Source organism: Microcella frigidaquae (genome assembly GCF_014200395.1).
GTDB lineage: Bacteria > Actinomycetota > Actinomycetes > Actinomycetales > Microbacteriaceae > Microcella > Microcella frigidaquae.
In genome coordinates, this window is the sequence record NZ_JACHBS010000001.1 from 2,298,516 (window position 1) to 2,324,945 (window position 26,430).

At 69.9% G+C, this 26,430-nt stretch carries 29 protein-coding genes; 23 read left to right on the plus strand and 6 right to left on the minus strand.

From position 1 onward, the window contains the following. Positions 1-19: 19 nt before the first annotated feature. Positions 20-1,093 carry a substrate-binding domain-containing protein gene (locus BJ959_RS11275; protein WP_153981924.1) on the minus strand — a complete coding sequence of 358 codons (1,074 nt, stop codon included), beginning with the start codon at positions 1,091-1,093 and terminating at the stop codon, positions 20-22. Positions 1,094-1,271: 178 nt separating this feature from the next. Between BJ959_RS11275 and BJ959_RS11280 the strand changes: the two genes are divergently transcribed. From BJ959_RS11280 to BJ959_RS11295, 4 genes are read left to right on the plus strand one after another with little or no spacing between them, the layout of a single operon-like run. Beyond that, positions 1,272-2,273, plus strand: coding sequence for a substrate-binding domain-containing protein (locus BJ959_RS11280; protein ID WP_153981925.1), 1,002 nt, complete (start codon positions 1,272-1,274; stop codon positions 2,271-2,273). A 31-nt stretch (positions 2,274-2,304) separates the two neighbouring features. Then, entirely contained in the window at positions 2,305-3,351 is a 1,047-nt protein-coding gene (locus BJ959_RS11285; protein ID WP_153981926.1) for an ABC transporter permease, read from the plus strand. After that, positions 3,351-4,124, plus strand: coding sequence for an ATP-binding cassette domain-containing protein (locus tag BJ959_RS11290; protein WP_153981927.1), 774 nt, complete (start codon positions 3,351-3,353; stop codon positions 4,122-4,124). Before BJ959_RS11285 ends, BJ959_RS11290 begins: the two co-directional genes overlap by 1 nt. Then, positions 4,121-5,065, plus strand: coding sequence for a PfkB family carbohydrate kinase (locus BJ959_RS11295; protein ID WP_153981928.1), 945 nt, complete (start codon positions 4,121-4,123; stop codon positions 5,063-5,065). The genes BJ959_RS11290 and BJ959_RS11295 overlap by 4 nt, the downstream gene beginning before the upstream one ends. A 38-nt stretch (positions 5,066-5,103) precedes the next feature. Here BJ959_RS11295 and BJ959_RS11300 read toward each other — a convergent pair whose 3' ends face one another. After that, positions 5,104-5,433 carry a putative quinol monooxygenase gene (locus BJ959_RS11300; RefSeq protein ID WP_052225668.1) on the minus strand — a complete coding sequence of 110 codons (330 nt, stop codon included), beginning with the start codon at positions 5,431-5,433 and terminating at the stop codon, positions 5,104-5,106. A 129-nt stretch (positions 5,434-5,562) separates the two neighbouring features. Between BJ959_RS11300 and BJ959_RS11305 the strand changes: the two genes are divergently transcribed. Then, entirely contained in the window at positions 5,563-6,495 is a 933-nt protein-coding gene (locus BJ959_RS11305) for an LLM class flavin-dependent oxidoreductase (RefSeq protein WP_153981929.1), read from the plus strand. Between the two features lie 21 nt (positions 6,496-6,516). On the opposite strand, the gene BJ959_RS11310 is transcribed toward BJ959_RS11305, so the two are convergent. After that, on the minus strand, positions 6,517-7,296 hold the full coding sequence (locus tag BJ959_RS11310) for a ZIP family metal transporter (protein WP_153981930.1): 780 nt from the start codon (positions 7,294-7,296) through the stop codon (positions 6,517-6,519). Between the two features lie 266 nt (positions 7,297-7,562). Between BJ959_RS11310 and BJ959_RS11315 the strand changes: the two genes are divergently transcribed. From BJ959_RS11315 to BJ959_RS11375, 13 genes are all read left to right on the plus strand, one after another. Further along, positions 7,563-8,558: a hypothetical protein gene (locus BJ959_RS11315; RefSeq protein WP_153981931.1), complete on the plus strand. Its 996-nt coding sequence runs from the start codon at positions 7,563-7,565 to the stop codon at positions 8,556-8,558. Between the two features lie 256 nt (positions 8,559-8,814). Continuing rightward, positions 8,815-10,065 (plus strand): TadA family conjugal transfer-associated ATPase, encoded by a 1,251-nt coding sequence (locus BJ959_RS11320; RefSeq protein ID WP_431356661.1) that lies wholly within the window; start codon positions 8,815-8,817, stop codon positions 10,063-10,065. Further along, complete coding sequence (locus BJ959_RS11325; protein ID WP_153981933.1) at positions 10,062-10,925, plus strand: type II secretion system F family protein; 864 nt, start codon at positions 10,062-10,064, stop codon at positions 10,923-10,925. Before BJ959_RS11320 ends, BJ959_RS11325 begins: the two co-directional genes overlap by 4 nt. After that, the gene (locus tag BJ959_RS11330) at positions 10,913-11,875 is read left to right on the plus strand and encodes a type II secretion system F family protein (RefSeq protein ID WP_341799878.1); all 963 of its coding nucleotides are present in this window, start codon (positions 10,913-10,915) and stop codon (positions 11,873-11,875) included. The genes BJ959_RS11325 and BJ959_RS11330 overlap by 13 nt, the downstream gene beginning before the upstream one ends. 99 nt (positions 11,876-11,974) lie before the next feature. Continuing rightward, on the plus strand, positions 11,975-13,096 hold the full coding sequence (locus tag BJ959_RS11335; protein WP_153981934.1) for a hypothetical protein: 1,122 nt from the start codon (positions 11,975-11,977) through the stop codon (positions 13,094-13,096). A gap of 77 nt (positions 13,097-13,173) precedes the next feature. Next, entirely contained in the window at positions 13,174-13,347 is a 174-nt protein-coding gene (locus BJ959_RS11340) for a hypothetical protein (protein ID WP_165878979.1), read from the plus strand. 2 nt (positions 13,348-13,349) lie between these two features. Continuing rightward, a complete protein-coding gene (locus BJ959_RS11345; RefSeq protein ID WP_153981935.1) occupies positions 13,350-13,745 on the plus strand; it encodes a TadE family protein in 396 nt (131 codons plus the stop codon). Then, positions 13,729-14,205: a hypothetical protein gene (locus BJ959_RS11350; protein WP_153981936.1), complete on the plus strand. Its 477-nt coding sequence runs from the start codon at positions 13,729-13,731 to the stop codon at positions 14,203-14,205. The genes BJ959_RS11345 and BJ959_RS11350 overlap by 17 nt, the downstream gene beginning before the upstream one ends. Continuing rightward, the gene (locus BJ959_RS11355) at positions 14,202-14,681 is read left to right on the plus strand and encodes a pilus assembly protein TadG-related protein (protein ID WP_243738827.1); all 480 of its coding nucleotides are present in this window, start codon (positions 14,202-14,204) and stop codon (positions 14,679-14,681) included. Before BJ959_RS11350 ends, BJ959_RS11355 begins: the two co-directional genes overlap by 4 nt. Before the next feature lie 49 nt (positions 14,682-14,730). Further along, on the plus strand, positions 14,731-15,342 hold the full coding sequence (locus BJ959_RS11360) for an exonuclease domain-containing protein (protein ID WP_207949078.1): 612 nt from the start codon (positions 14,731-14,733) through the stop codon (positions 15,340-15,342). A gap of 13 nt (positions 15,343-15,355) precedes the next feature. Then, complete coding sequence (locus BJ959_RS11365) at positions 15,356-16,675, plus strand: hypothetical protein (protein WP_153981937.1); 1,320 nt, start codon at positions 15,356-15,358, stop codon at positions 16,673-16,675. After that, the gene (locus BJ959_RS11370) at positions 16,672-17,451 is read left to right on the plus strand and encodes a type 1 glutamine amidotransferase (RefSeq protein WP_153981938.1); all 780 of its coding nucleotides are present in this window, start codon (positions 16,672-16,674) and stop codon (positions 17,449-17,451) included. The genes BJ959_RS11365 and BJ959_RS11370 overlap by 4 nt, the downstream gene beginning before the upstream one ends. Before the next feature lie 66 nt (positions 17,452-17,517). Further along, positions 17,518-18,237 carry an SDR family NAD(P)-dependent oxidoreductase gene (locus BJ959_RS11375; RefSeq protein WP_153981939.1) on the plus strand — a complete coding sequence of 240 codons (720 nt, stop codon included), beginning with the start codon at positions 17,518-17,520 and terminating at the stop codon, positions 18,235-18,237. 570 nt (positions 18,238-18,807) lie between these two features. Here the strand turns inward: BJ959_RS11375 and BJ959_RS11380 are convergent. Continuing rightward, entirely contained in the window at positions 18,808-19,908 is a 1,101-nt protein-coding gene (locus tag BJ959_RS11380) for a glycosyltransferase (RefSeq protein ID WP_153981940.1), read from the minus strand. Further along, positions 19,905-20,834, minus strand: a complete 930-nt coding sequence (locus tag BJ959_RS11385; protein WP_153981941.1) for a hypothetical protein — start codon at positions 20,832-20,834, stop codon at positions 19,905-19,907. The genes BJ959_RS11380 and BJ959_RS11385 overlap by 4 nt, the downstream gene beginning before the upstream one ends. Positions 20,835-20,913: 79 nt before the next feature. On the opposite strand from BJ959_RS11385, the gene prfB reads away from it, so the two are divergent. The 5 genes from prfB (at position 20,914) to smpB (ending at position 24,767) form a co-directional block, all read left to right on the plus strand. Next, positions 20,914-22,023, plus strand: coding sequence for a peptide chain release factor 2 (prfB, locus tag BJ959_RS11390; RefSeq protein WP_153981942.1), 1,110 nt, complete (start codon positions 20,914-20,916; stop codon positions 22,021-22,023). 70 nt (positions 22,024-22,093) lie between these two features. Then, positions 22,094-22,453, plus strand: a complete 360-nt coding sequence (locus BJ959_RS11395; protein ID WP_153981943.1) for a VOC family protein — start codon at positions 22,094-22,096, stop codon at positions 22,451-22,453. Positions 22,454-22,563: 110 nt separating this feature from the next. Continuing rightward, positions 22,564-23,295 carry a cell division ATP-binding protein FtsE gene (ftsE, locus tag BJ959_RS11400; protein ID WP_153981944.1) on the plus strand — a complete coding sequence of 244 codons (732 nt, stop codon included), beginning with the start codon at positions 22,564-22,566 and terminating at the stop codon, positions 23,293-23,295. Continuing rightward, positions 23,292-24,206, plus strand: a complete 915-nt coding sequence (ftsX, locus tag BJ959_RS11405) for a permease-like cell division protein FtsX (RefSeq protein ID WP_153981945.1) — start codon at positions 23,292-23,294, stop codon at positions 24,204-24,206. The genes ftsE and ftsX overlap by 4 nt, the downstream gene beginning before the upstream one ends. 84 nt (positions 24,207-24,290) lie before the next feature. Further along, the gene (gene smpB / locus BJ959_RS11410; protein ID WP_153981946.1) at positions 24,291-24,767 is read left to right on the plus strand and encodes an SsrA-binding protein SmpB; all 477 of its coding nucleotides are present in this window, start codon (positions 24,291-24,293) and stop codon (positions 24,765-24,767) included. A 47-nt stretch (positions 24,768-24,814) separates the two neighbouring features. On the opposite strand, the gene BJ959_RS11415 is transcribed toward smpB, so the two are convergent. Next, positions 24,815-26,362: a hypothetical protein gene (locus BJ959_RS11415; protein WP_153981947.1), complete on the minus strand. Its 1,548-nt coding sequence runs from the start codon at positions 26,360-26,362 to the stop codon at positions 24,815-24,817. Positions 26,363-26,430: the final 68 nt, after the last annotated feature.

The following is a 26,430-nucleotide window of genomic DNA, read 5'->3' on the forward strand; positions in this document are numbered from 1 at the left end:
GATCTCTTCCGCGGAGTACTCAGTTCTCGGAGCTCGGCGGAGGTGGAGCGAGCGAACCCCGAGGGATGAACTCAGTTGGCAGCGTGACCGTTGCGGGATCGTGCCCCGGATCGGCGATGCGCTCGAGCAACAGGCGGACCGCCGCCTCACCCACTTCCTCGACGGGGCGAGCGACAACCGCAATTCCCGGTGAGAACGCCGACGCCCACGGGCTGTCGTCGACCGTCACGATCGAGATGTCGTGGCCCACGCGCATCCCGCGCTGAGCGATAACGCGCAGTGATGCGATGAGCATGTCGTTGTTCGAGCAGAAGACCACCGAGGGCGGGTGGGGCCCATCGAGCATCGACGCGATGGCGCCCTCGGCTGCCTGGGCCGAGTCCTGCGCGAATCGCCACTGCTCTGACAACACACGACCGCCTGCTGCCTTTGCTCCCGCGCGAAATCCTTCGACGCGCTCGCGCACGGTTGAGATCATGGCGCTGGGCTCCTGATCGGTGAATCCGTCGACCCCGACCGTCGAGATCAAGAACCCCAGGCGCCGGTGCCCCAGGGCGATCGACTCATCTACCGCACGTCGCGTGCCGAGGCGGTCATCGGTCGTCACCGAGCTCAGGCGCGCGTCGTTCGTGTAGCGGTCAAGCAGCACCACGGGCTTGCCATTCACCTGTTCAAACAGCAAGTGGTCAGAGTTCTCGTGCAGTGATGGCACCACAAGGATGCCGTCGACCTGCTTGTCGAGCATCGTCTGCACTGCAGCGAACTCTACGGAGATCTCTTCATCCGTGTTGGAGATGATCACCTGGTAGCCACGTGTCCGCGCGGTGTCGACGATCGCTTTGGTGACCCGATCGAAGAAGGCGTTCGTGAAGTCGGCGATGACCACGAGACCGATTGTCGAGGTGGAGCCGATGCGCATAGAGCGTGCCAACTCGTTCGGGCGGTACCCCAGTGCATCGGCTGCGTCGCGCACGCGGTCGATCGTGGCGGCGGCGACGCGGCCGTAGCCAGCGAGTGCCCGGGAAGCCGTGGCCAATGAGACGCCAGCTGCCGCGGCTACATCCGCGATGGTGGGAGCACTCGGCTTCTGCACAGAGGCACGACTCCTTGGGTCGAAAGGCGTGTCGTACGGAAGGATTTGCGTTCGACGCTCATGAGTGTAATCATTTCCTCTCAAGTGCGAGAACGTTCTCGCACCCCAACCCCTTTCGCGACAACGACGTCCGCACAGCGTTCGGCCCGGAGTCGCGACTCAACCACTGGAGAATCGCATGAAGACCCCGTTCCGCACTGTCGCGGTTGTCGGCGCCCTTGCTGCCGCCTCGATCGCCATCACCGGTTGCAGCACCACGGAAGCCGGCGGTGAGCCGACTGCTGAAGACATCTCGATCGCGTTCGTCATGGGCGCCGAGTCCGACCCGTTCTTCCAGGCCATGAAGGTCGGCGCCGAGGAGGAAGCCGCTGCTCAGGGCGTCGAGCTCATCTGGCAGGGCGACCCCGCCAACTACTCGGCCGAGACCCAGATTCCGATCGTCGACGCCGTGCTCGCGCAGCAGCCCGACGCTCTCGTTCTGATTCCGACCGACCCGGTTGCCCTGCAGGCTTCGGTCGACAAGGCTGTTGCGGCCGGCATCGTCGTCGCGAACGTTGACACGCGCGTTGAAGACCTCAGCGACGTGCTGACCTTCATCACGGGTGACAACACCGACGGTGGTGCCAAGGCCGCCGACGCTCTCGCGGCCAAGATCGGCTACGAAGAGGGTGGCAGCTACGAGGTTGTCGTCGGTCTGACGAGCCCCACCGCCACCACGAACGTGGGCCGCCTCGACGGCTTCACGGCGCAGATCGAGGCCGAGTACCCCGGCATCGCGATCGTCGACGTTGCGTACTCGGAGTCGAACCCCGAGAAGGCCGCCACGAACGTGAACAACTGGCTCACCAAGTACCCGGGCCTCGACGGCATCTTCGCCATCGACGGCACGAACGCGTCGGGTGCCGCTGCGGCGCTCGAGGCCAAGGGCCTGGTTGGCACGATCGGTCTCGTCGGCTACGACGCCTACCCCGACAACGTGGCCAAGATCGAGTCGGGCATCTTCACGGCTCTGATCGCGCAAGACCCTGCTGAAGAGGCGCGTCTCGCCATCCGCACCATCGTTGAGTTCATCCGCAACGGTTCGACGTCGACCCCTGCCGAGGTCGTCATCCCGAACGTTACGCTCGACGCCAACACCTCTGCGGCCGACCTGGCCAAGTACACCTACGTCGCCAACTAGGCCCAGACGTAGCTAACGAAAGTCACACACCATGACCGACAGCAGTCAAGCGATCAGCGTGACACCGAACCCCGCCGCTTCGGCGCGCAAGGCACGGGCGTTCGATGCTCTGACATCACAGAGCAGCCTCCTTCTCGGAGTGCTCGTGATTCTCATCATCGTCTTCACGATCCTCGAACCGAAGTTCTTCTCGGTTGCAACGGCGAGCAACATCCTCACGGACTGGGGCTCGATCGTCTTGATTGCTGTCGGTCAGGCTTTCGTCATCATCAGTGGCGGCATTGACCTCTCGGTGGGTGCCGTCATTGGCCTCAGTGGTGTGGTGGCCGCCTGGACGATGGCGAATGTTCTTGGCCTCGACCAGACGGTCAAGGGCCAAGACGCCTGGGGCGGCCTGCTCGTCGGTGCCGCCGTCTCGATCGGCGTGGGGTTGCTCGTGGGCCTCATCAACGCCTTTCTCATCAACGTCTTGAAGATCGTTCCCTTCATCGCGACGCTCTCGACCATGGGAGCCGCGCTCGGCCTCTCGGTCGTCATCTCGCAGGGTGCTCCCATCGGTAGCGCCAACGACTTCGCCCTCATCTCGTCGTTCTCACCGCAGTGGAACCCGCTGTCGCCAGCGCTCGTGGTCGTCATCGTTGTCGTCACGGTGCTCGGCCTGTACTTGCACAAGGCGCGGGTTGGTCTCTACACCTACGCGATTGGCTCCAATGCCTTCGCCGCCCGTGCCGCGGGCATCAACGTTGCTCGCCACTTCACGTGGGTCTATGCCGTGTCGGGAGCTCTTGCTGGCCTCGCGGGCATCTATGTCTACATTCGCCTGGGCGCTGGATCGCCCTCATCGGGCACCGGCCGTGAGCTCGACGCGATCGCCGCCGTCGTGATCGGCGGCGTGTCACTCATGGGTGGCATCGGTCGCCTGTCAGGCGTCGTCATCGGAGCCCTCATTTTGTTCACCGTGCAGTCGGGGCTCATCATGATCGGCGTCGAGCCTGACTGGAAGAAGGTTGTCGTTGCCGTGCTGATCGCTGCGGCGGTGGCGGCTCAAGTTCTGCGAAAGAGTGATGGGCGAAGCTGATGACGAAAACCGTGATCTACGAAGCACACGATGTCTCTAAGAGCTACGGCTCGGTTAAGGCGCTGACGGGGGCGAGCCTGCGTGTTCACGCCGGCGAAGTGGTCGGGTTGGTGGGTGACAATGGGGCCGGAAAGTCGACCTTAGTGAAGGTTCTTTCGGGGGCCCACCAGCCCACCTCTGGCCGTCTCGAGCTTGACGGCGTCGAGCACGTCTGGGGTTCGCCGCGTGACGCGCTTGAGGCGGGCATCGAGACCTTGTACCAAGACTCGAGCCTCGCGCCGCACCTCACGGTCTCGCAGAACTTGTTCTTGGGTCGCGAGGTCATGAGCCCGGGCATCCTGGGCAAGCTCGGTTTTCTCGCCCGTCGTCGCATGGAGAAAGAGGCGCACGACGACCTCGAGCGCGTGGGCATTGCGGTGCCGGCCTCGAGCCGGCCGGTCTCGGCACTCTCGGGTGGTCAGCGACAGGCCGTCGCGATTGGCCGCGCCGTGTCGTGGGCCCGCAAAGTCATCATTCTCGACGAACCGACCAACCACCTCGGGGCACGCCAAGCGGGCGAGGTGCTCAACGTCATCCGGGCCGCCAAGGCAAAGGGACTGGGCGTCATCTTCATCTCGCACACGCTCCCGCACGTGCTCGAAGTGACCGACCGCATTGTGGTGCTGCGTCTCGGTCGCATCGTGCGCGATGCCCCCACGTCAGAGTTCACTCCCGACTCGCTCATTGCGGCGATCACCGGCTCGGCTGATGCCGAGCCTACGACCGACGCGTGACGGCGGCAGGCAACCCTGACTCCTCGCCGGCCACACGCATTTGTGTGGTCGGCGAGTCGATCGTTGACATCGTGCGTTCTGGCGACGCCGTCGTTGAGCACGCGGGCGGCAGCCCACTCAATGTCGCCGTCGGCGCGGCGCGCTTGGGTCTTGCCGTCGACGTCGTCACGTACCTGGGGCCCGATTCCCACGGCGAGTGGCTCCGTGCGCACCTTGATGCCAGCGGCGTACAGAACGTGCACACCGCCACGGGCGTCGACCGTGCAACGTCGACGGCCGCGGTGACGCTCGACGCCGACGGCTCAGCGTCGTATGTGTTCGACATGCACTGGCAACTGCCGGACTCGTTCGTCGTCGCGCCCGCGACGCGTTTGATTCACGCCGGCTCGATTGCGACGGTGCTCGAGCCGGGGGCGACCCAGGTTGACGCGCTCATTCGTGCTCACGCCGCTGGGGTGTTCGTCACCTATGACCCCAACCTGCGCCCTCAGATCATGGGCTCGGTTAAGCTCGCCCGCGAACGGGTCGAGAGCTTCTGCTCGCTCGCGCAGGTCGTGAAGGCGAGCGCCGAAGATCTGGCGTGGGCCTACGACTCCATGACCCTCGTTGAGGCCGCACAGCATCTGTTGAGCCGGGGGCCCGAGCTCGTCGTGGTGACCGATGGGGGAGCATCCACCATCGCGGTCTCGAGCTCCGGAGTCGTGGAGTTCGCACCGCCGCGCGTTGACATTGTCGACACGATTGGCGCAGGCGATTCGTTCATGGCGGGAATCATCGCAGCGTTGGTTGATCAGGGTGTGGTCGACGCCTTCGCCGTCGATCGCGAGCGAGCTCTCGCGTCGATCGACGTCGACGCTCTGCTGTCGTTCGCGGGGCGGTGTGCCGCGATCACCGTGACACGCGCTGGCGCGGAGCCGCCGTGGAGGCACGAGCTCGGTTAACGGCGCCACCTCGGCGCTGGGCCTCGGCCCGCTGGTGTCTAGACGAGCGTGCGTGAGTCGTTCGCGCCGCCTACCGACTCGATGTCGACGAGTTCGATGAGGGTCGTTGCCCCACCGTGAATCCACGGTGCGATCGCGGCGTTGAACGCCGCACAGTGTGCTGTGCTGAGGTGCACCGCGAAGGCTTCATCGTTCTCGTACTCTTCGAAGATCAGGTAGCTGTTCGGATCGTCTTGACGGGTCGTCGGCGCGAACAGTCGGTTGCCCTTTTCGGCGCGAACAGCGTGCGCGTACTCGACCACGAGTTGGCGAACCACCTCGGCGCCAGAGGGCGCAACGGTGAATTGCGCGAGAAGGACCTTCTTCACTCGCCCACTCTAGCGAGTTTTGCGAGAACCTTCTCGCACATCGTCGGAGAACTGTCCCGGACGCCATCCGCTAGCGTTTCCCTGAGTCATTCGGAAGCGAATGACTGGCGAGCGGGCGAGGAGGCCGGTGTGAGCATCCGCTGGGTCATGGTGCTGACCGAGAACGACGCGATCGTCGACGCGCGCGACCTGGGCGGGCTCGTCGAGCTGTCCGTGACCGCCGAGCGGCACGGCGTCGACGCGGTGATGCTCAGCGACCACATCGCCCTCGGCCCCTCGGCGGGCGCGAACGGCGTCATGGCGAACCTGCGCGACTACGCCGCCCCCGGCAACCAAGACCCGGCGACCGCCTGGCCGAGCTCGCTCGTGCTCATGTCGGCCATCGCGCAGGCCACGACGACGCTGCGCCTGGTGGCGGGCGCCATCATCTTCCCGCTGCGGCACCCGCTGCTGCTCGCGAAAGACCTCGGCACGCTCGACCTGCTCGCGCAGGGCCGTCTCGTCGTGCTGCCGACGGTCAGCTGGCACAAGGACGAGTACGCGGCCCTCGGCGTGCCCTTCCACCGGCGCGGGGCGATTCTCGACGAGCAGCTCGACATCGTCGCGCGCGCGTGGCGGGGCGGGCCCGTGCGGCACGAGGGCGAGTTCTACCGCTTCGACGATGTGTGGCTCGAGCCGGGGCCCTTCCGGCCGGGCGGCCCGCCGCTGTGGTTCGGCGGGCAGGGCATGCACCCGCCGCTCGTGCGGCGGCTCGTGCGGTACGGGTCCGGTCTCAACCCGTTCGGCACGCTCACCGCCGACGATCTCGCCAGGCTCGAGCGCGCGATGGCCGAGGCCGGGCGTGCGATGAGCGAGCTCGAGCTCGTGGGGGGCATCCGGGGCCGCTTCGATGGGCCGGATGCGGTGGCCGACCTCGACGAGGCCCTCGCCGCCCTGCCCCGACAGGTCGAGCAGGGCTACACGAGCATCTGCTTCAAGCCGGCGATGTTCTGCCGCACGGTCGACGAGGTGCCCGAGCTCATCGCGCGGCTGCACGCGGCGGGCGCTGCCCTCAGCGCGTAGGTCACTCCGGGTGGTGTGGGCTCAGCCCAGCTGGTACAGCGCGAAGGCGAGCGCGAAGCCCAATGCCGCCCACAGTCCGGTCAGCGAGCGGTCGGCGGCGAAGGCCTCCGGAATCATCGTGTTGGCGACCATCGCCATGATGCCGCCCGCCGCGATCGTGGTGACCACGGCGACGACCTCGGGGCTCGCGCCCGAGAGCAGCGCGAAGCCGAGCATCGCCGCGACCCCTGAGACGAGCATGATGCCGCCCCACACCCCGAACACGTAGCGAGCGCTGCGGCCCTCGTGCTTCATGCCCGCGGCGCTCGACAGCCCTTCCGGCACGTTCGACACCGCGACGGCGACGAGCATCGGGATGCTCACCGCCCCGCCATCCGCGATCGACAGCCCCAGCACCAGGCTCTCGGGCACCCCGTCGAGCAGCGCCCCGATCGCGACGGCCAGCCCGACCCCGGCGCTCGCGGCCGGCACGACCGGAGCCGCGTGCACCCCCGGGGCGCTCTGCAGCGCGATCGAGCGCTTGCGCGCCCGCGCCCCCTGCCGGGCGAGCGCGAGGTCGGCCAGCACGTAGATCACGGCGCCGGCGAGAAAGCCGCCGATGGTCGGGGCGAGCCCGCCCACCGCGTGCGCCTCGCCCACGAGCTCGTACGCGAGCGTCGAGATCAGCGCGCCCGCGCCGAACGCCATCACTCCGGCGACCACCCCGGTCGGCACCTGCATGAGCCACCCGATTGCGGCCCCGATGAGCAGAAAGCTGGCAGCCCCGAGCCCGACAGCGCCGGCGGCGAGCGTCTCGAGCATGGGGGGCTCCTCGGGGTGGGGAAGGTTCGGTGTGGGCGCGGTTCGGGGTGCGCGGCGTGAACGCCGGGCGCGGCGGGCCCAGCCTACGACCGCGCTCGGGTCGTGAAGAGTCGCCGCACCCCCGAATTTCTCGCTTGCGGCGCCCCACACAGCGTCGATCGGTCACTCGTTGCGCACTCCTCCCCAACTCGGGTCAACGAGTGACCGATCGACGCTGTCGTGCGCACGCCAGTCGCCGAGTTGCTGTCTCCGGCACGCTCGCCGCCATGACTCGCGAACCTCAGCTGCTCAACGGTGCCGACGATGCGTGGGTCGTGCGCGCATCCGTCGCCGGCGGCGGGATGCCCTACGCGCGCACCCGCCGACGCGACGTTGCGCATCCCTACCGCGGAGTCGCCGCGCACGCCATCGATCTCGATGACCCCGTCCAGCGAGCTCACGCGCTCACGGTCTGGCTCGACTCTGCCGCGGCCTTCAGCCACAGTTCGGCGGCTCTTCTGCGCGGGTATCCGCTGCCGCGCGTCGTGCGGCGCGACGGTCTGGTGCACGTCGCGGTGCCGCGTCCGCGGCGCGCTGTGCGCATCGCCGGTGTTCGCGGCCACAGCATCGAGCTTCCCGCCGCACGTGTTGAGCACCTGTTGGTCGTTGCGCCGAGCTCAGGCGAGTACCTTCCACTGCCGCTGGTCGACGAGCCGCTCACTCTGCTGACCTGCGCGACGCAGCTCAGTCGACCCGATCTGGTGGCGCTCGCCGACGCGATGCTGTTGCGGGCCGAGTCGGAAGGCCGCCCCGACCCGATGCTCGCAGCCCTCGCCTTCGGTGCCCGGCGCCCGGGGTATGCGCGACTCGCGCGGGCCGCCCCGCTGCGTCGGGCCGGTGTGCGGTCGCGGGCTGAGACGCTTCTGCGTCTGATGATCGCGAGCGCAGGGTTGCCCGAGCCCGTGGTCGCGCATCCGGTGCTGTCGACCGAGCTTTCGGCGGAACGCTGGCGCGCAGAGGCAGACCTGGCGTGGCCGCCGTTCGGGGTGCTGGTCGAGTACGAGGGCGACGAGCACCGGACATCGCGCCGACGCTTCGCGACCGATGTGAGGCGGTTCGATCGCTACACCGACGAGGGATGGCGGGCGGTCAGGGCGACCCGCGCTGATGTGTTCGAGCAACCGAGCGAGCTGATGGGTCGACTCGAGCGGCGGTTGCGCGACGGGGGATGGCGCCCACCCCGCGGCTGGCGGCTGCGTCAGGTTGGGCCCGCGCTGGCGTGAGCTCCGCATCCCGCGCTGGCGCGACACGCGGGGCCGCGCCGGGGCTCCTGCTGACACCGGCGCGGGCCCGAGGCTGCGATGAACAGCGTCGATCGGTCACTCGTTACCGACACACTCCCGACTGGCGCCAACGAGTGACCGATCGACGCCGTTCGCAGCACCCCTGCCCTCGCGTGCTCCGGCCAGCCCTCCCCGAACCCCGACAACTGTGGAAAACCAGCCAACCTCCGCCCCGCCCGTCACCAGAATGACGCGCATGTCGAGTGCCGTCAGCGTCATCACCGAGCGCGTGCGCGAGCGGGTGCGCACCGAACGGCTCGACCTGACCGTCGACCCGACCGCGGCCGAGCGCCTCGTGCGCGACGAGCTGCGCGCCTACGCCGAGCGCGCGCTCGCCGGCTCGCTGCCCCGGCTCGATGACGAGCAGGCCGCGCTCGGCCGCGTGCTCGCCGACCTCACCGGCTACGGTCCGCTGCAGCCCTACTTCGACGACCCCACGGTCGAGGAGATCTGGATCAACGCCCCCGACGCTGTCTTCATCGCGCGCGCCGGCGTCACCGAGCGGGTGGATGCGAACCTCACCGACGACCAGGTGCGCACTCTCGTCGAGCGCATGCTGCAGAGCACCGGCCGCCGTGTCGACCTGGCGAGCCCCTTCGTCGACGCGAGTCTGCCCGACGGCTCGCGGCTGCACGTCGTCATCCCGGATGTCACGCGCCAGCACTGGGCGGTCAACGTGCGCAAGTTCTCGCAGCGCATCCGCAGCCTCGGGCGACTGGTCGAACTGGGGTCGCTGACGCCGCTCGCCGCCGAGTTCCTGCGCATGACCGTGCTCGCCGGCGGCAACATCCTGGTCAGCGGGGCGACCCACTCGGGCAAGACCACCCTGCTCGGCGCGATGCTCGCGAGCGCGCGCCCGAACGACCGCATCGTGACGGTGGAAGAGACCTTCGAGCTCGACCTGGCCGCGTCCGACGTCGTCGCGATGCAGTGCCGCACGCCCAACCTCGAAGGAGCCGGCGAGATCTCGCTGCGCCGCCTCATCAAGGAGGCCCTGCGCATGCGCCCCGACCGCCTCGTCGTCGGCGAGGTGCGCGAGGCCGAGTCGCTCGACCTGCTCATCGCGCTCAACTCCGGACTGCCGGGCATGTGCTCGATCCACGCCAACAACGCCCGGGACGCCCTCGTCAAGCTCTCGACCCTGCCCTTGCTCGCTGGCCGCAACATCGACTCGGGCTTCGTCGTGCCGACCGTCGCGAGTGCGATCGACCTGGTCGTGCACTGCGAGCTCGTGAAAGGCGGCCAGCGCCGCGTCGCCGAGATCGTCGCGCCGACCGGCCGCGTCGTCGACGGCGTCATCGAGGCCGACACCCTGTTCGGGATGCTCTCCGGCACCCTCACACCAACCGGCGTCCTTCCGGCGCGGCTCGAGAGGTTCGACGGCGCGGGCCTCGACCCGGCGATGCTGCTTCGCGCGCCCGCGCCCGAACCCGGCCCTCGCGCATGACGCTCGTCGCCGCGCTGCTGCTCGCCGCCGGGGTACTGCTGCTCGCCTCCCCGTGGCTGTGGCCGCGCCGACCCCGCGCCGCGGCGCCGCGGCGCGCGCTGTTCGAGCCGCTGGCCGAGCTGCTCGCCCGCGCGGGGGTGAGCGGCGTCGCGCCGGGGGTGCTCGTGGCGAGCATCCTGATGGCGGGCCTCGCGGGCGCAGCCCTGACGCTGGTGTTCGTGCCGGTGGCGGCGCTCGCCCCGATCGCGGGGGTGGTCGCGGCGTCGGTTCCGGTGCTCGTGCTGCGGGCCCGCGCGGCCGCCCGCCGTCGCGCGCTGCGCGCCGTCTGGCCCGACGTGGTCGACCACCTGCTGTCGGGCGTGAGGGCGGGGCTGAGCCTGCCGCAGGCGGTGGCGGCGCTCGCCGATGCCGCGCCCGAGCCGGTGCGTCCGGCGTTCCTGGCGTTCCGGCGCGACTACCTGCGCACGGCGCAGTTCGGCGCGTGCCTCGACACGCTGAAGGCGACCCTGGCCGACCCGGTCGCCGACCGCATCGTCGAGACCGTGCGCATGGCGCGGGAGGTCGGCGGCACCGAGCTGCCGACGGTGCTGCGCTCGCTGTCGCAGTACCTGCGGGCCGACGCTGCGGTGCGCTCGGAGGTTGACGCCCGCCAGTCGTGGGTGCGCACCGCCGCTCGTCTGGGCGTGGTCGCGCCGTGGATCGTGCTGCTCATGCTCGGCACCCGCCCCGAGGCGGCCGCCGCCTACAACACTCCCGGGGGCGCGGTGCTCGTGGCGGGCGGTCTCGCGGCGACACTCGTCGCCTACCGGCTGATGATCGCGCTCGGGAGGCTGCCCGAGGAGGGGCGGTGGTTCCGGTGACGCCGCTGCTCGGCGCCGCCCTGCTCGCCGGCCTCGGCCTCGGCACCGGCCTGTGGCTGCTCGTCTCGCTCGCCCCGCGTCTGGGCCGCCCGCGCCTCGCGGCCCGCCTCGCGCCCTACCTCGTCGACGTCTCCGCCGAGGCCCGGGCGATGACGACGGCGCGGCGCTCCGACCCGCTCCCCGTCATGGACGCGGTGCTCTCCCCGCTCGCCGAGCAGGGGCAGCGGATGCTCGCCGCGACCCTCGGCGGCGATCAGGTCATCCGCACGCGCCTGCGGCAGTCGGGCTCGGCGGTCACGCTCGCCGGCCACCGCACACGCCAGCTGCTCGGAGCCCTGCTGGGCGCCGCTCTCGGCCTCGCTCTCGCGCTGGCCGCCGCGGCGAATGGATCGATGACAGCCGGCGCGCCCGTGGTCGTGACGGCGATCGCGGCGGTCGCGGCGGGCGGCATCGGCGGCATCGCGGCGACGGATGCGCTCCTCACCCGCGCGGCCCGCCGGCGCTCGGCGCGCATCGCCGAGGAGTTTCCGACTGTGGTCGAGTTTCTCGCCCTCAGCGTCGCGGCCGGCGAGAGCATCCTGGAGGCGCTGCGACGCGTCGCCCGCACCGGGTCGGGAGAGCTGGCGGGCGAGCTCGATCGCGTCGTGCAGCGCGCCGCCGCGGGTCAGCCGCTCGCCGCCGCACTCGCCGAGCTGCGCGACGACCTCGCCCTGCCCGCGGTCGGTCGGCTCATCGACCAGGTGCTCGCTGCCCTCGACCGCGGAACCCCGCTCGCCGAGGTGCTGCGCGCCCACGCGCTCGACGCCCGCGACGAGTCGAAGCGGCGCCTGCTCGAGGCCGCCGGAACCCGCGAGGTCGCCATGCTCGTGCCGCTCGTGTTCCTCATCCTGCCGGTGACGGTGCTCTTCGCCGTCTGGCCGGGGCTCATGGTGCTGCAGCTCGGATTTTGAGGTCGGCGACGCCCGCCTCGAGCCCGAGGTGCCAGAGCGGAGCCGTCGATCGTGCCACCCCACCGCGAGTGCTCGTCACAGTGTGGGTAGGCTTCACACATGCCTTCCCCCTCGCAGCGCGACGGCGTGGAGGTGTCTCCCGTCCGGTTTCCGCACCCGAATCGCCTCGAGTTCGATGTCGCCGTTCGTGGTGAGGTGACGACCGTATGGTTCGAGGCGGATCGACCGGTGGCACGCTCGGCGGCTCCGGTGCTGCCCGCGGTGCTGCCTGTTGCGATGCGGGTCGGGGCTCCGCTAGAGCTTCTCGATGAGCACGATGCCGTGGCGATCGAGAACGCCGCCCGTGCGGCGCAGACGCTGCACGGCTGGTTTTCCGATCTGACGCCTGTTGCGGTAGCTGCGCGAGCGGCGACAATCGACGACCGTTCCGCGGGCGGGGTCGGGTGCTTCTTCAGCGGCGGTGTCGACTCGTACTTCTCCGCTCTCCAGCACCTCAACGAGGTCTCCCACCTCATCTTCGTGCATGGCTTCGACATCGAGATCGCCGACGAGGCGCTCGCCGCGAAGGCCATCAGCGAGGCGCGGTCCGCAGCGGCGGAGCTCGATCGAGAGCTCATCGTCGTGCGCACCAACGTCCGGGCCCTCTCAGAACCCCATGTCGCGTGGGGAGACTGCTATCACGGGGCCGCGCTCGCGGCGGTCGCTCATCTGCTGGGCAATGACCTCGGTCGCGTCATCGTCCCCGCCTCATACCACGTCAGCGATCTCTTCCCCTGGGGTTCGCATCCTGATCTCGACCCGTGGTGGTCGTCGTCGCGCCTGACGCTGGTCCATCACGGTGAGGAGTTCACTCGACCGCAGAAGGTCGCCGCGATCGCCACGAGCCCTGTGGCGATGGCGCATCTCCGCGTCTGCTGGGAGAACCAGGGGGGTCGTTACAACTGCGGCCAGTGCGAGAAATGCGTCCGGACGATGATCAACCTCCGTGCCGCGGGCGCTCTCGAGCGCTGCGCCACGCTTCCGAACACGATCGACATCGCCGGCGTGCGCGACGTGCGGACCGATCATGGCGTCGTGCTTTTTGCGAGGGAGAACATCGCGGCCATGCGCGAGAGCGGTGCTTTTGATCGGGAGCTCGAGCGTGCCCTCCGGTCGCTGATTAGTCGCGCCCGGATGGAGGAGATCCGCCACCGACTCCACCGCTGGGTGGCGCGGCGCTGACTGTGTCGTCGTGCCGTGGCGGTTCGTCTGTGGAGAGCGCCGTCGCGGTCTGACGGTGTGCGACCACAATCGCCCGTATGCGCAGAATCCTCGACTTTCTCACTGGAGCCGACGACGACCGCGGCGACGTCCCCGGCTGGGTGCTCATCACCCTCATGACCGCCGGTCTCGTGATCCTCATCTGGGCGCTCGCCGGGCCCGCGCTGCAGGGGGTCTTCCAGCAGGCGATCGACCGCGTCACCGGCTTCTAGTCATGCGGTGGCGGAAGCGCCTCACCGACGACCGCGGCTCGGCTCCGGTCGAGTTCGTGCTCGTCGGCACCCTGCTAGCTCTTGTGACGCTGAGCGTGCTCCAGGTCGCGTTCGCCCTGCACATTCGCACGACCCTCATCGATGCGGCCGCCGAGGGCGCCCGCTTCGGAGCCCTCGCCGACTCCACCCTCGAGGCCGGCATCGAGCGCACGCGCGAGCTCGTCTCGACGGCGCTCGGGGAGGGCTACGCGCAGAGCATCTCGGCGGGCACGGGGGCGTACGGCGGGCATCCCGTCGTCATCGTCACGGTGCGCGCCCCGCTGCCGCTCATCGGCATGGCCGGCCTGCCCGACGCCCTGGAGGTGACCGGCCGTGCGGCCCTTGAGCCTCTGCGATAGCGCAGCCCCCTGCGATGACGGCGACGGATGCGGAGACCGCGGCTCCGCCTCCCTCGAGTTCCTCGTCGCCGGCCTGCTGATGCTCGTGCCGCTGGTGTACCTGATCCTCACGCTCGGCACGATCCAGTCGGCGGCGCTCGCCACGGAGGGGGCCGCGCGGCAGGCGGCGCGAGTGTTCGTGCAGGCGCCGAGCACCGCCGCCGGAGCCGCCGCGGCCCAGCGCGCGCTCGACCTCGCCCTCGCCGACCACGGGCTCGCGGCGAGCGAGGCCGCCCTGCGCATCACCTGCGATCCCCGCCCAGCGCAGTGCCACACCCGCCGCGGCTGGGTGACCGTCGAGGTCGCCGTGCGCGTGCCGCTTCCGCTGGTGCCGCCCGTGCTCGACCTGCGCGTGCCGCTCGCCGTGCCGGTCGAGGCGAGCGCGACCCAGCAGGTCTCGCGCTTCTGGGGAGCCCGATGAGCGGCGTCTCGTCCGTCACCCTGGGGGCCCGGATGCTCCGCCTTGACCCGCGCGACGACCGCGGCTCGATCCTGCCGCTCGTCGCCGGGTTCGGCGCGCTCGCGCTCGCGGTGGTGCTGCTCGTCAGCGCCGCCACCTCGCTGTACCTCGAGCGCACGCGTCTCTACACCCTCGCGGATGGTGCCGCGCTGGCCGCGGCCGAGTCGTTCGACCTCGCGTCGGTGCGCCCCACCGCCGAGGGCACGCTGCGGCCCCGGCTCACCGACCCCGAGGTGCGGGCCGCGGCGGCCGACTACCTCGAGCGGGCGCCGGGCTCGCGACTTGAGCAGCTGCGGCTGGTGGCCGCGTCGACACCCGACGGCCTGAGCGCGCGGGTGACCCTGGCCGCCGCGTGGGCGCCGCCCGTGCTCTCCGTGCTCGTGCCGGAGGGCATCCCGCTGCGCGTCACCGCGACCAGCCGCAGCGTCTTCGACTGAACCGCGGCGTCGAGGAGGCAATCGCGGCACCGGCCACCAGAATGGAGCGGTGAGCACCCCCGCCGGCCCGCGCGCCGACCCACCCGTCACCTACATCAGCGTCGACGTCGAGACGGCCGGCCCGAGCCCCAGCGGCTACGCCATGCTGTCGATCGGGGGGTGCCTGGTCGACGAGCCCAACCCCGATAGCTCCGCGCCGCTGCCGACCGGCACCGCTCCGCATTTCTACGTCGAGCTGCAGCCCGACCGCGACGGCGAGGTGGCCAGCGCGATGGCCGTCGGCGGGTTCACGCTCGAGGGTCTGCGTGCCACGGGCACACCGCCCGCCGCGGCGATGCGCGCCTTCGCCGACTGGGTGGCTGCCGTCACGCCCGACGGCCACCGGCCCGTGCTGGTCGGCTTCAACGCCGCGTTCGACTGGATGTTCGTGGCCGACTACTTCCACCGCTACCTCGGCCAGAACCCCTTCGGTTACTCGGCGCTCGACATCAAGGCCTACTACCTCGGGGTGACGGGGTCGAGCTGGCCCGCGACGAGCATGCCCTTCGTCGCCGAGCGCTATGGGCTGGCCATCACCCTGACGCATAATGCCTTGGACGACGCGCGCGACCAGGCCGCCCTGTTCCGCGCGGTGCGCCACGAGGCGCAGTCCCCTCGCTGAACGGACACCGACCGTGATCACACCCGACGATGACATCGCCCGCATCCGCGAGTCGGCTGCCCGCCTCGGCGTGCAGCTCGACGAGGAGGCCGCGCTGCAGTGGCTCGCGGCGATCGCCGCCGATGCGGCGAGCGACGACCACATCGTCACCCACGAGAGCGGCACCTTCGGGCACCGGGTGTCGATGCTCGACTTCGCCCCGCGCGACCTCGAGCGGTTCCGGCGCATCGGGCAGGTCGTCGAGGTCACCGGCCCGGAGGGCGTCGTCGAGAGCGCCCTCGCGCTCAGCGGCTCGGCCGCGCAGTCGAAGATCCAGTCGTTCCCGGGCGACTGCGACTACTTCCAGCGGCTCAACATCAAGGCAGCGACACGGGAGGAGGCGTGCCGCATCATGGCCGACTGCATGCGCGCAGCCGCGCGGCGCACGAGCACGGGCGACGCCTTCCAGTTCCTCGAGGGCAAGCTCGGCAGCTACCCGGTCGACTGCGAGCACGGCGGCTGGCCGCGCAAGAAGGGCTCGCCGATCACCTGGACGCCGGAGGAGATCGAAGCGGAGCGCATCGAGCTGACTCTGGCGGACGGCTCGACCCAGACCCTCAGCTGGCAGCAGGCGGCGCTCGACCCGGGCTGGTGCAAGCTCGACTGGGTTGTCGCCGATCCGGCGCGCAAGGCGCTGTCGAACGCGAGCAACGTCATCGACGTGACGTGGGAGGCCCCCGACGGCGAGATCGTCGCCCTCGACGGCTACCTCGACGCCTACTTCCAGGAGGTCTACCTCGATGCCGACGCCATGCCGACCTTCGCGAAGGTCGCGCAGTTCGTCAGCGATGACGCCCTCGACGAGTACGTCGAGCGGCTCGAGGAGGAGGTGCGCAAGTACCTCACCACGCAGGTGAACTACGGCAAGGCCGCCAAGCGCATGTACAACATCTTCCGGCTGTCGGGGCGGCACATCGACGCCGCCTACGTGCGCGAACTGTTCGACGAGCCGGCGACGATCCTCTATCAGGTGTGGTCGCTGATCTCCACGCTCGACAACGCGACGCAGCCCGGTTCGAGCATCCCGATCGACGCGGTGCGCGACCAGGCCGACGCCCTCATGCTGCAGGTGATCCAGATGCTCGACGGCGACGAGGAGGCGGAGATCGTCAGCGCCCTGCTCGCCCTGCGCCGCACGCTGGAGGACCAGTCGGCGGGGGAGCGCCGCACCGCCGATGTCGAGGCCGCGCAGACCCGCGTCATCAACCTCGTCAACACGTTCTTCCGCGACAAGCTCGAGGGCGTGCCGACGATCCGCGACTACATCCGCGCCATGCAGGAGGCCACCGCATGACCGCGCGCACGCAGCCGCCCCGCGTTCTCGTCGTGCTGCACGACGTCGACGACAACCTCAACGAGCTCGCCGAGCCGTTCGCCGAGGCGGGAATCCGGATCGTCATGTGGGACGTGCAGCGCGACCCCGAGGGCGCCCCTGCGGTGGATGCCCTCGAGCAGTTCAGCGGCATCGTCTCGCTCGGCGCCTACGCCGGCGTGCACGAAGAGGCCCAGCATCCTTGGATGACCCACGAGAAGCGGCTCATGCAGCGCGCGCTCGAGCTGAGGCTGCCGACATTGGGCCTCTGCTTCGGCTCGCAGCTGCTCGCTGCGGCCGGGGGAGCCGCGTTCAAGCCCTCCCCGAAGTCGGAGTACGGCTGGACCACCGTGACCCTGACGCCGGAGGCCGCGGCCGACCCGGTGATCGCGCCGCTCGCACGCACGGCCGATGACGGCACGGTCGAGGTCTTCCACTACCACGACGACAGCCACGAGCTGCCGGAGGGGGCGGTGCTGCTTGGCGAGACCGACGGCATCATCGAGGCCTACCGGCTCGGCCCGGCCGCCTGGGGCCTGCAGTTCCACCTCGAAGTCGGCCTCGCGACGCAGCTCGCGTGGATCGCCGGCGGTCGCCGTGCCTATGAGCGCGCGGGTGTCGACCCCGACGAGCAGGCGGAGCGCAGCCACGAGAACTACCGCCGCTATCGCGAGCAGGCGCACGCCGTCGGCGCGGCCTTCGCGAACGAGGTGCTGGCCTATTCGGCGCGTGCGGCGGTGCGAGAAGGTCGGGGCTAGCGCCGCGGCGCCCCGAGCCTGAGTGCGCTCTGCGTGTTCCCAGAGTGCGCGCGTACCGTCTCCTGCATGACCGACCTCGCGGGTGCATCCATCATCGTTCTCGGCGCGACCGGCGGCCTCGGCCGCGAGTTCGCCCGGCAGCTCGCCGACGCGGGCGCCCGGCTCACCCTCACCGGCCGCTCGATGCTCGCCCTCGACGACCTCGACATTCCGGGTGCCGCGCTGATCCCCGCCGATCTCACCGATGCGGGCGAGGCCGAGAAGGTCGTCGCCGCCGCGATCACCGCGCACGGTCGGCTCGACGGCGTCATCGTCGCCTCGGGTGCCGTTGCCTTCGGCCCGCTCGCGGAGACCGCCGACGCCACCCTCGAGGGACTCTGGGCGATCAACGTGCTCGCCCCGCTGCGCGTGCTGCGTGCCGCGACCCCGGCGCTCGCCGCGAGCGCCGCCGACGGCGGCTCGCCGTTCGTCGTCTCGATCAGCGGCGTGGTGGCCGAGACCCCCACCGCCGGCATCGGCGCCTACAGCGCGGTCAAGGCCGCCCAGGCCGCGGCGCACCAGGTGGCCGCCCGCGAGCTGCGCCGCTCGGGCATCCGCGTCATGGATGCTCGCCCCGGCCACACCGAGACCGACCTGTCACGGCACCCGCTGGCCGGTGAGCGCCCCGCGTTCCCGGTCGGCTACGCGCCCGCCGCCGTCGTCAGCCGCATCCTCGACGGCGTGCGTGCTGGCGAGAAAGACCTGCCGTCGAGCGCGTTCCAGGGCCTGCCGACCGCGAGCATCTAGCTCGCCGCCGCTGCGCGGCGGCGGCCAGGGTTCCGCGACCTACGTGATCGGTCCGATCTCGCCGGTGGGGCCGGTCGGGCCAGTCGGACCGATCTCGCCGGTGGGGCCGGTGGGACCGGTCGCTCCGATCTCGCCCGTCGGACCAGTGACCCCCGGTTCGGGAGTGCCGGTCGGACCGACCGGGCCCGTGGGGCCGACTGGGCCCGTGGGGCCAGCGGCCCCGGTCGGCCCGGTCGGCCCGGCGATGCCGGTGCTGGACCCCGCCGGACCGGTTGCCCCTTGACTCCCCGCCGCTCCTGTCGGGCCGGCAGCACCGTCCGCTCCATCCAGGCCATTGGCGCCCGTCGGTCCTGTCGCACCGTCAGCGCCGTCGCGACCGTCAACGCCGTCCTGTCCGTCAGCGCCGTCGCGCCCATCGGCGCCGGGCGCTCCGGCAGGGCCGGCAGGGCCAGGAAGCAGAATGTTCACACCGGTCGTGAGGGCGGCGGTAGCTGCGGCGGTGCCGAGCACCAGAAGGACGTCGCGTCGGGTCGGCATGTCAGCCCTTTCACTGGCTCAGGTGCGGCAAGCCTAGTCGCGGGCGGCGCGCGTGGGAAGGGAGTCGCCCGGAGCGACAGCATGTCGGATCTTGGCCAGATGCGTTCGGTACTCGTCCGGAATGCCATCGAGGGCAAGTATGCGATCGGCCTCGGTGCGCGCGAGGTCGAGGTGTCCGAGCCGCCACGCCGCATCGGCGCGCTCGAAGGCTGCACCCCAGCGGTAGATCTCGGCCTCGACGAAGAGCGAGTCAGCGGGATGCTCGAGCGCGGCGGCCGCGCTCGCATAGAGCCACGCGGCGTGGTGCTGGCGGAGCAGCCGATGGCGGCGGGCGAGGCGGTAGAGGGGTTCGGCCCGCTCCGGGCGGGCATCCCACGCCCGGATGAAGGCGTCGCCTGCCGTCGGTGATGCGGTCTTCTCCTCGATGAGGGCAGCTTGGTAGAGCGACCAGAAGACTTCTTCCTCCCAGCCACCCATGGCGGCGCGTCGCTGGTAGTGCTCGAGGGCGAGCTGGTGCTCCCCGGCGTCGCGGTAGGTCTGGGCGAGGTAGAACACGGTGCGAGCTGAGTCGGGGTTGTCGAGCAGGTCGAGACCCAGCAGCTCGACATCGCGCTCGAGCTTGACCCGGTGCGACGAGCCGTCGGCGATATGGGTGATGCGCAGGCCGTCGAACCAGGTGGTGGTGTACGGCTCGGAGCTCGTCAGGTACTCGTGCGTGCGCCCGGCATAGTGCCACGGGCGACCGCCGCGCACGAGGTAGGGCATGCGGTACGACACCCCTCCGCCGACGGGAACAAGAGCGGCGTCGGCCGTGACCGCGGCGAGCTGTTCACCGAGGTCGTCGTCGGCGTCGATCGTCATGTCGGCGTCGAGCAGCAGCAGCCATTCGGCTCCCACGGTTGCCCATGCGACGAGCTCCGATCGGTTGTGGCCGAAGTCGACCCATTCGCTCACGCGAAGCTCGCCCGGCAGTCCGGCGAGCGCTGCCTCGATGCGTGCGACAGTGCCGTCGGTCGAGCCGGTGTCGATGATGCGCCAGGAGTCGATATGCGGGAGGACTGACGTGATCAGACGCTCGATGATGGCTTCTTCGTTGCGCACGATCATCGCCAGGCGCACGCCGCTGGCGGTCACGCGCTGACCGCTGAGGGTGAGGGCACCGGCCGAAGGCGCTCGAGCACGGTCGACAGGGGCAGCCGCGCAAGCCAGGCCTCGCGATCACCGACGCCGAAGGTCATCAACAGATCGTCTCCCGCGCGCGCCGCTCCGGCAACGAACTCCACGCCCCACCCCAGGAGCCTCAACCGTGGGGAGGCGCTGACAATGGCGCCGCTATCGTTCAGCGACACGAACCGATGCAGATACGCACGGCCAGAGGGCAAGTGATGACTCTCGTGCACGATGAACAGTGAACCACCGCCGTCGAGTTCCACGGCGCCCGAGCCACCACGTGTGCCGGGCCCGAGGCCCGACGAGCCGTGCTCGACGAGCACGATCGTGCCGGTCTCTGGGTTGATCGTCACCACGCGCAAAGGATCCCATGAGTAGACGGCGCGAATCTCGCCACGGCGAGCCCACGGCGCCCAGTTCTTCTCGTGCCTCGTCGGGTCAGGGCTGCCGACGAGCACTTCGCGGAGGCGATCAGTACCGTCAGGCACGAGCAAGGCGATGCGACAGACGCCCGAGTCATCCACGTCACGAACAGTCGCGAGACCGTGCACGCCGCCGCCGTGAGCGAACAGGCGCACGTCTTCCCAGCCGTGCACCGGAAACGAGGAGGGCTGGCGGTCGGAGACGATCGTCAGCGGTCGTGGCGCTACAGCTTGGCCATCGGCCCAGTCGAGCAGAACGGTCTCTGACCGGATGGCCGAGTCATCCATCTCGTACCGACCGGCACCCGTCAGGCGATAGTTGCTGCTGCGTACACCGATGATCGTCGATCCACCGAGCCGCACGATCGAGGGGTTGAACCGTGACCATCCAGGTCGCACCGGGGGAAGCAGTGGGTTCAGTGACACCATCGGCGCCCATTGCGTGAGCAGGGGCGGCACGGTGACCATGCGCGCAACTGTAGTGCGGGGCTCGATGCGGGTTCACCTGCCTCTCGAGCGACGGCCCGCCGGTAGGCTGGAGCCCGCCATGATCGACCTCGACTTCTCTGAGCGCATCGCCGCCGCCCGCAGCACCTTCGCCGACATCCGCGCCGTCATCGACGTCGAGCGTCTGGAGGCGGAGATTGCGACGCTCAACGAGCAGGCGGCCGCGCCCGACCTGTGGGACGACACGGCGAACGCGCAGAAAGTGACGAGCGCGCTCAGCCACCGCCAGGCCGAGCTCAAGCGCATCAGCGAGCTGCAGCAGCGTCTCGACGACCTCGACGTGCTCATCGAGATGGCGCGCGAAGCCGACGATGCGGATGCCGCGGCCGAAGCCGCGAGCGAGCTCGACGGCATCGAGGCCACTCTCGCCGAGATGGAGGTGCAGACGCTGCTCGATGGCGAGTACGACGCGCGCCCCGCCGTCGTCACGATCCGCGCCGGTGCTGGAGGTGTCGACGCGGCCGACTTCGCCGAGATGCTGCTGCGCATGTACCTGCGCTGGGCCGAGCAGCACAAGTACCCGACGACGGTCATGGACATCTCCTACGCCGAGGAGGCCGGCATCAAGTCGGCGACCTTCGAGGTGGATGCTCCCCACGCGTTCGGCACCCTCAGCGTCGAGGCGGGCACCCACCGCCTGGTGCGCATGTCGCCCTTCGGTGCCGCGGGCAAGCGGCAGACGAGCTTCGCCGCCGTCGAGGTGATCCCGCTGCTGGAGGAGAGCGCCGAGATCGAGATCCCCGAGGGCGACATCCGGGTCGACGTCTTCCGCTCGTCGGGCCCCGGAGGCCAGTCGGTCAATACCACCGACTCGGCGGTGCGCATCACGCACCTGCCGACCGGCATCGTCGTCTCGATGCAGAACGAGAAGAGCCAGATCCAGAACCGCGCCGCCGCCATGCGCGTGCTGCAGTCGCGCCTGCTCATCATGCAGCGCGAAGAGGAGGCGGCGAAGAAGAAGGAGCTCGCGGGCACGATCACCGCCAGCTGGGGCGACCAGATGCGCTCGTACGTGCTCGCGCCGTACCAGATGGTGAAAGACCTGCGCACCGAGCACGAGGTCAACAACCCCTCGGCCGTGTTCGACGGCGACCTCGACGGCTTCATCGCCGCCGGCATCAAGTGGCGCAAGCAGAAGCCCACGGAATAGCCAGCGACTGGCGAGACCGCCCCCGCACGACACCATCGACGAGCGAGCGCCCGCGCCGTAGAGTCTCGCCATGGTGAGCATCAGCATCGTCGAGATCCCCGCCCGCGACCTCGAGCGCGCCCGCGCCTTCTACGCGCACGTCTTCGCCGTCGACCTCGAACTGTCGGAGGTGGACGGCCAGCGCATGGTCTTCTTCCCGACCGCTGATGAGCAGGCGACCGGGCTGGCCCTGACCGAGGGCGAGGACTATGTGCCGAGCAGCGAGGGGATCCGCCTCTACCTGACCGTCGACGACCTCGAGAGTGTTCTGGCGCGGGCCGTCGAGGCTGGTGGGCAGATCGCCGCGGAGGTCGAGGCCGTCGAGGGCTGGGGGCGCTACGCGGCCTTCCGCGACCTCGAGGGCACGGTGGTCGGGGTGACGCAGCCCTAGCCGCGGCGGGGGCCAGCATCCGTCGCCGGCGCCCCGGTCGGCACCTGAGAACCTGGCCGCGCTGGGTGTCGCAGCCCGCCCGCGCCCGCGGCCGCGCCTATGCTGGCCCGGTGATTCGATTCGACGAGGTCACCAAGGTCTACCGCGGCACGGCGCGGCCCGCGCTCAACGGTGTCAGCCTCGAGATCCTGAGCGGCGAGTTCGTCTTCCTCGTCGGAGCCTCCGGTTCCGGCAAGTCGACCTTCCTGCGCCTGGTGCTCAAGGAGGAGAAGCCGACCAGCGGAACCATCCACGCGCTGGGGCAGGACCTCGGGCACATCTCCAGCCGCAAGGTGCCGTACTTTCGGCGCAACCTCGGGGTCGTGTTCCAGGACTTCCGGCTGCTGCCAAACAAGACCGTCTTCGACAACGTCGCATTCTCGCTGCAGGTCATCGGCAAGAGCGCCGGCTTCATCCACGAGGCCGTGCCCGACGCCCTGCAGACGGTCGGCCTCGACGGCAAGGCGCAGCGCTACCCGCACGAGCTCTCCGGCGGTGAGCAGCAGCGCGTCGCCATCGCGCGCGCCGTGGTCAACAAGCCCGCGATCCTGCTCGCCGACGAGCCCACCGGCAACCTCGACCCCGAGACGAGCGCTGGCATCATGGCTCTGCTCGAGCGCATCAACGCCAACGGCACGACGGTGATCATGGCGACTCACGACGCGGGCATCGTCGACCGCCTGCAGCGGCGCGTCATCGAGGTCATCGGCGGTCGGGTCGTGCGCGATGAGCGCGGCGGCGGCTACAAGACGCAGGCGACCCCGATCATCGCGCAGGGATTCGGGGCGGAAGGCGCATCGTGAGGCTCGGACTCGTTCTCACTGAGGTCGGCCAGGGTCTGCGCCGCAACCTCAGCATGGTCATCTCGGTCGTGCTCGTCACCTTCATCTCGCTGACCTTCGTCGGTGCGGCGGTGCTGCTGCAGATGCAGATCACGCAGATGAAGTCGTACTGGTTCGACCGCGCCCAGGTCGCCGTGTACCTGTGCACCGAGTTCTCGACCGTCGGCGGGTGCGACCAGCAGGCGGCGACGCCCGACCAGGTGGCGCTCGTGCAGGCGCAGCTCGAGAGCGAGACGCTCGCGCCGTTCATCGACACTTTCTACTTCGAGACCCAGGAGGAGGCCTTCGAGCGCTTCCAGGACCAGTTCGCCGGCCAGGCGGTCGCCGACCTCATCACGCCCGAGCTGCTGCCACAGGCATTCTGGGTGAACCTCGTCGACCCGACGCAGAGCGATATCCTCGTCGACGCCCTCGGCGGACTCGTCGGTGTCGAGAGCATCGTCGACCAGCGCAGCTACCTCGAGCAGATCTTCGCGATCCTCAACGCCGCGAGCTTCACCGCCATCGGCATCGCGGCCCTCATGCTCGTCGCCGCCGCCCTGCTCATCGCGACGACCATCCGACTGAGCGCGTTCTCCCGCAGGCGCGAGATCGGCATCATGCGCCTGGTCGGCGCCTCGAACCGGTTCATCCAGACCCCGTTCATCATCGAGGGCGTCGTCGCCGCGCTCATCGGCTCGGTGCTCGCCGGGCTCGCCGTCGTCGGCATCGTGCAGTTTTTCGTGCAGGGCTACCTCGCGCAGACGCTGCCGCTGACCTCGTTCGTCGGGCTGCAGGATGCCCTGCTCGTGGTGCCCATCCTGCTGGCCGCGGGGGCCGTGCTCGCGGCACTCTCGGCGAACGTCGCCATCACCCGCTACCTGCGCGTCTAGAACTGGCGACCCTGGCCGGTATGCTGGAAGGCTGTGCTCGACATGGGCGCAGCATCCGCAGGCCGATCGCGCAGGAGGTGAACCGTGCCGAAGGAAAAGGGCGAGAAGGTCGTCGCGACCAACCGCAAGGCGCGGCACGACTACACGATCGAAGACACCTACGAGGCCGGACTCGTTCTGAGCGGCACCGAGGTGAAGTCGCTGCGCCTGGGGCGCGCGAGCCTCGTCGACGGCTACGGCTACATCGACGGTGGCGAGGCCTGGCTCGACGCCGTGCATATCCCCGAGTACACGCAGGGCACCTGGACCAACCACCCGCCCCGCCGCAAGCGCAAGATGCTGCTGCACAAGGCCCAGATCATCAAGATCAGCCAGAAGGTGAAAGAGGGCGGTTACACGCTCGTTCCCCTGCGCATCTACTTCAGCGACGGCCGGGCCAAAGTCGAGCTCGCGGTGGCGAAGGGCAAGAAGGAGTACGACAAGCGGCACGCGCTGCGCGAGCGGCAGGACAAGCGCGAGGCCGACCGCGCCATGCGCACCCGCAACCGGATGGGCGAGTAGCCCGCCGGAGTCCGGGCCCGCCGCGCCGACCCTCTCCTGCGCCTCGCCTAGAAGGTGGTGAGCGGTGCGGTGCCCGTGAGCTGCGGGTCGCGGTGGAACATCGGCCACGAGCCGCGATCGTCGACGGTCGCTCCGTCGCTGCCCGGGATCGAGTAGTGGCGGATGACGCTGCGCAGCTGCACGCGACCGGAGACGAGCTCGCCGACATAGCCGGCCAGGGTCACGCCCACTGTGCCGTCCGGGCGGGCGGTCACGAGCGGCGAGTTCTGCAGGCCGATGCCGTTGATGCTGTGCACGATCTGCCCCGTTCTGCCGTCGAGGATGCGCAGGCCGCTCGTCGTCGGCACCAGGACGCTCTGGTAGCCGTTGCCGAGGTCGGCCGTGACGACCGAGCCGATGACACCCCCGGTGACGGAGGTGCGCCAGATCGTCGCGCCGTTCGGGCCTTCCAGCGCCCAGACGCTCGTGCTCGAGGAGGACACCCGCGCGGCGATGACGACGTCGAGCGTTCCATCGCCCTTGATGTCGGCGAAGGCCGGGCTCGAAGCGGTCGAGCCGTCGAGCTGCTTGCGCCAGACGTCGCCGCACCGGTCGTTGATCATGAAGATGAACTTCGTCGCCGTCTGGTTCGGGTAGAAGGTGCCGGTGCCGAAGGCGATCCCCGTGCGGCCCTCCGCGAGCACGGGCCCGACGGCGGGGGAGGACTGCACCACCTGGTTGGTGCGCCGCTCGCACACGAGCCCGCGGTTGGGGTACTTCTCGCCAGCCCGTCCGGTCGGCTTCAGGATGCGCAGGGCGCCGCCGTTGCCGTAGGAGCGGAAGTACGAGGTTCCCGCGGTCGAATCGGCGCCCACGATCACGTAGTCGCGACCGGTGCCGTACAGGTCGGCCAGTGCGGCCGTGGAGAACGTGGAATCGGCGGCGACCCACCAGAATCCGGGGATGTTCTTGCCCGACTCGGTGGCGAGCGCGTAGTGCAGCTGTCCCATCGTCGGCGCGTAAGCGTCGAGGGTCGAGGGGCCCCGCAGGTTGCCGAGCGAGACGGACGCCTTCACGCCGCTCGTGCCCGCCTGCGTGGGGTGCGATCGTGGCGTGACCTTCCACATCACGGCGCCGGTGTTGCGGATCTTCCAGATGCCGCCCTTGCTCGGGCTCGCGCTGCCGCCCACGCCGACGTAGACGCGTGCCGTGTCTCCGCTGCCGGAGACCGATGGCGTCGAGTCGACGACGACGCCGCCGGTCTTGACCGGCCAGCCGGGAACCCACGAGCCGTCGGAGAGGTGCAGAGCCCAGATGTTGCCGGCACGGTCGCCGACGATGACGGCGGGGCCCCCGTCGTCGAGCGTGCCGACAGTGGGCGAGGAGGTCGCGATGGGCTTGCCGAGCGTGCCGCCGCGGCGCTCCCACTCGAGGCACAGGGTGTCGCCGCAGTCGTCCGCGGAGGGGGTGACCGTCGTCGACTCCGGGAGGACGGCGGTCGAACCCATGGCGCGCTCGGTCGCGACCGCCGGACTGATGCCCGCCGACACGAGTAGCGCCGTGCAGACGATCGCCACTGCCCCCGTGCGAATCCGTCGCGAGATGATGCCCGTCATGATCCCTACCCCCAGCGGCTCGATGAGCGAGCCTCGCCGGTCAGGCTAGCGCAGGCGGTGCGACGCCG

Coding starts and splice junctions, on each gene's coding strand:
- BJ959_RS11415 (WP_153981947.1), bottom strand. CDS start 26,362: ATGACGGGCATCATCTCGCGACGGATTCGCACGGGGGCAGTGGCGATC.
- BJ959_RS11395 (WP_153981943.1), top strand. CDS start 22,094: ATGGTGAGCATCAGCATCGTCGAGATCCCCGCCCGCGACCTCGAGCGC.
- BJ959_RS11345 (WP_153981935.1), top strand. CDS start 13,350: ATGCGGTGGCGGAAGCGCCTCACCGACGACCGCGGCTCGGCTCCGGTC.
- BJ959_RS11325 (WP_153981933.1), top strand. CDS start 10,062: ATGACGCTCGTCGCCGCGCTGCTGCTCGCCGCCGGGGTACTGCTGCTC.
- prfB (WP_153981942.1), top strand. CDS start 20,914: ATGATCGACCTCGACTTCTCTGAGCGCATCGCCGCCGCCCGCAGCACC.
- BJ959_RS11370 (WP_153981938.1), top strand. CDS start 16,672: ATGACCGCGCGCACGCAGCCGCCCCGCGTTCTCGTCGTGCTGCACGAC.
- BJ959_RS11385 (WP_153981941.1), bottom strand. CDS start 20,834: ATGGTCACCGTGCCGCCCCTGCTCACGCAATGGGCGCCGATGGTGTCA.
- BJ959_RS11340 (WP_165878979.1), top strand. CDS start 13,174: ATGCGCAGAATCCTCGACTTTCTCACTGGAGCCGACGACGACCGCGGC.
- BJ959_RS11335 (WP_153981934.1), top strand. CDS start 11,975: ATGCCTTCCCCCTCGCAGCGCGACGGCGTGGAGGTGTCTCCCGTCCGG.
- BJ959_RS11355 (WP_243738827.1), top strand. CDS start 14,202: ATGAGCGGCGTCTCGTCCGTCACCCTGGGGGCCCGGATGCTCCGCCTT.
- BJ959_RS11310 (WP_153981930.1), bottom strand. CDS start 7,296: ATGCTCGAGACGCTCGCCGCCGGCGCTGTCGGGCTCGGGGCTGCCAGC.
- BJ959_RS11375 (WP_153981939.1), top strand. CDS start 17,518: ATGACCGACCTCGCGGGTGCATCCATCATCGTTCTCGGCGCGACCGGC.
- BJ959_RS11290 (WP_153981927.1), top strand. CDS start 3,351: ATGACGAAAACCGTGATCTACGAAGCACACGATGTCTCTAAGAGCTAC.
- BJ959_RS11285 (WP_153981926.1), top strand. CDS start 2,305: ATGACCGACAGCAGTCAAGCGATCAGCGTGACACCGAACCCCGCCGCT.
- BJ959_RS11315 (WP_153981931.1), top strand. CDS start 7,563: ATGACTCGCGAACCTCAGCTGCTCAACGGTGCCGACGATGCGTGGGTC.
- BJ959_RS11280 (WP_153981925.1), top strand. CDS start 1,272: ATGAAGACCCCGTTCCGCACTGTCGCGGTTGTCGGCGCCCTTGCTGCC.
- BJ959_RS11320 (WP_431356661.1), top strand. CDS start 8,815: ATGTCGAGTGCCGTCAGCGTCATCACCGAGCGCGTGCGCGAGCGGGTG.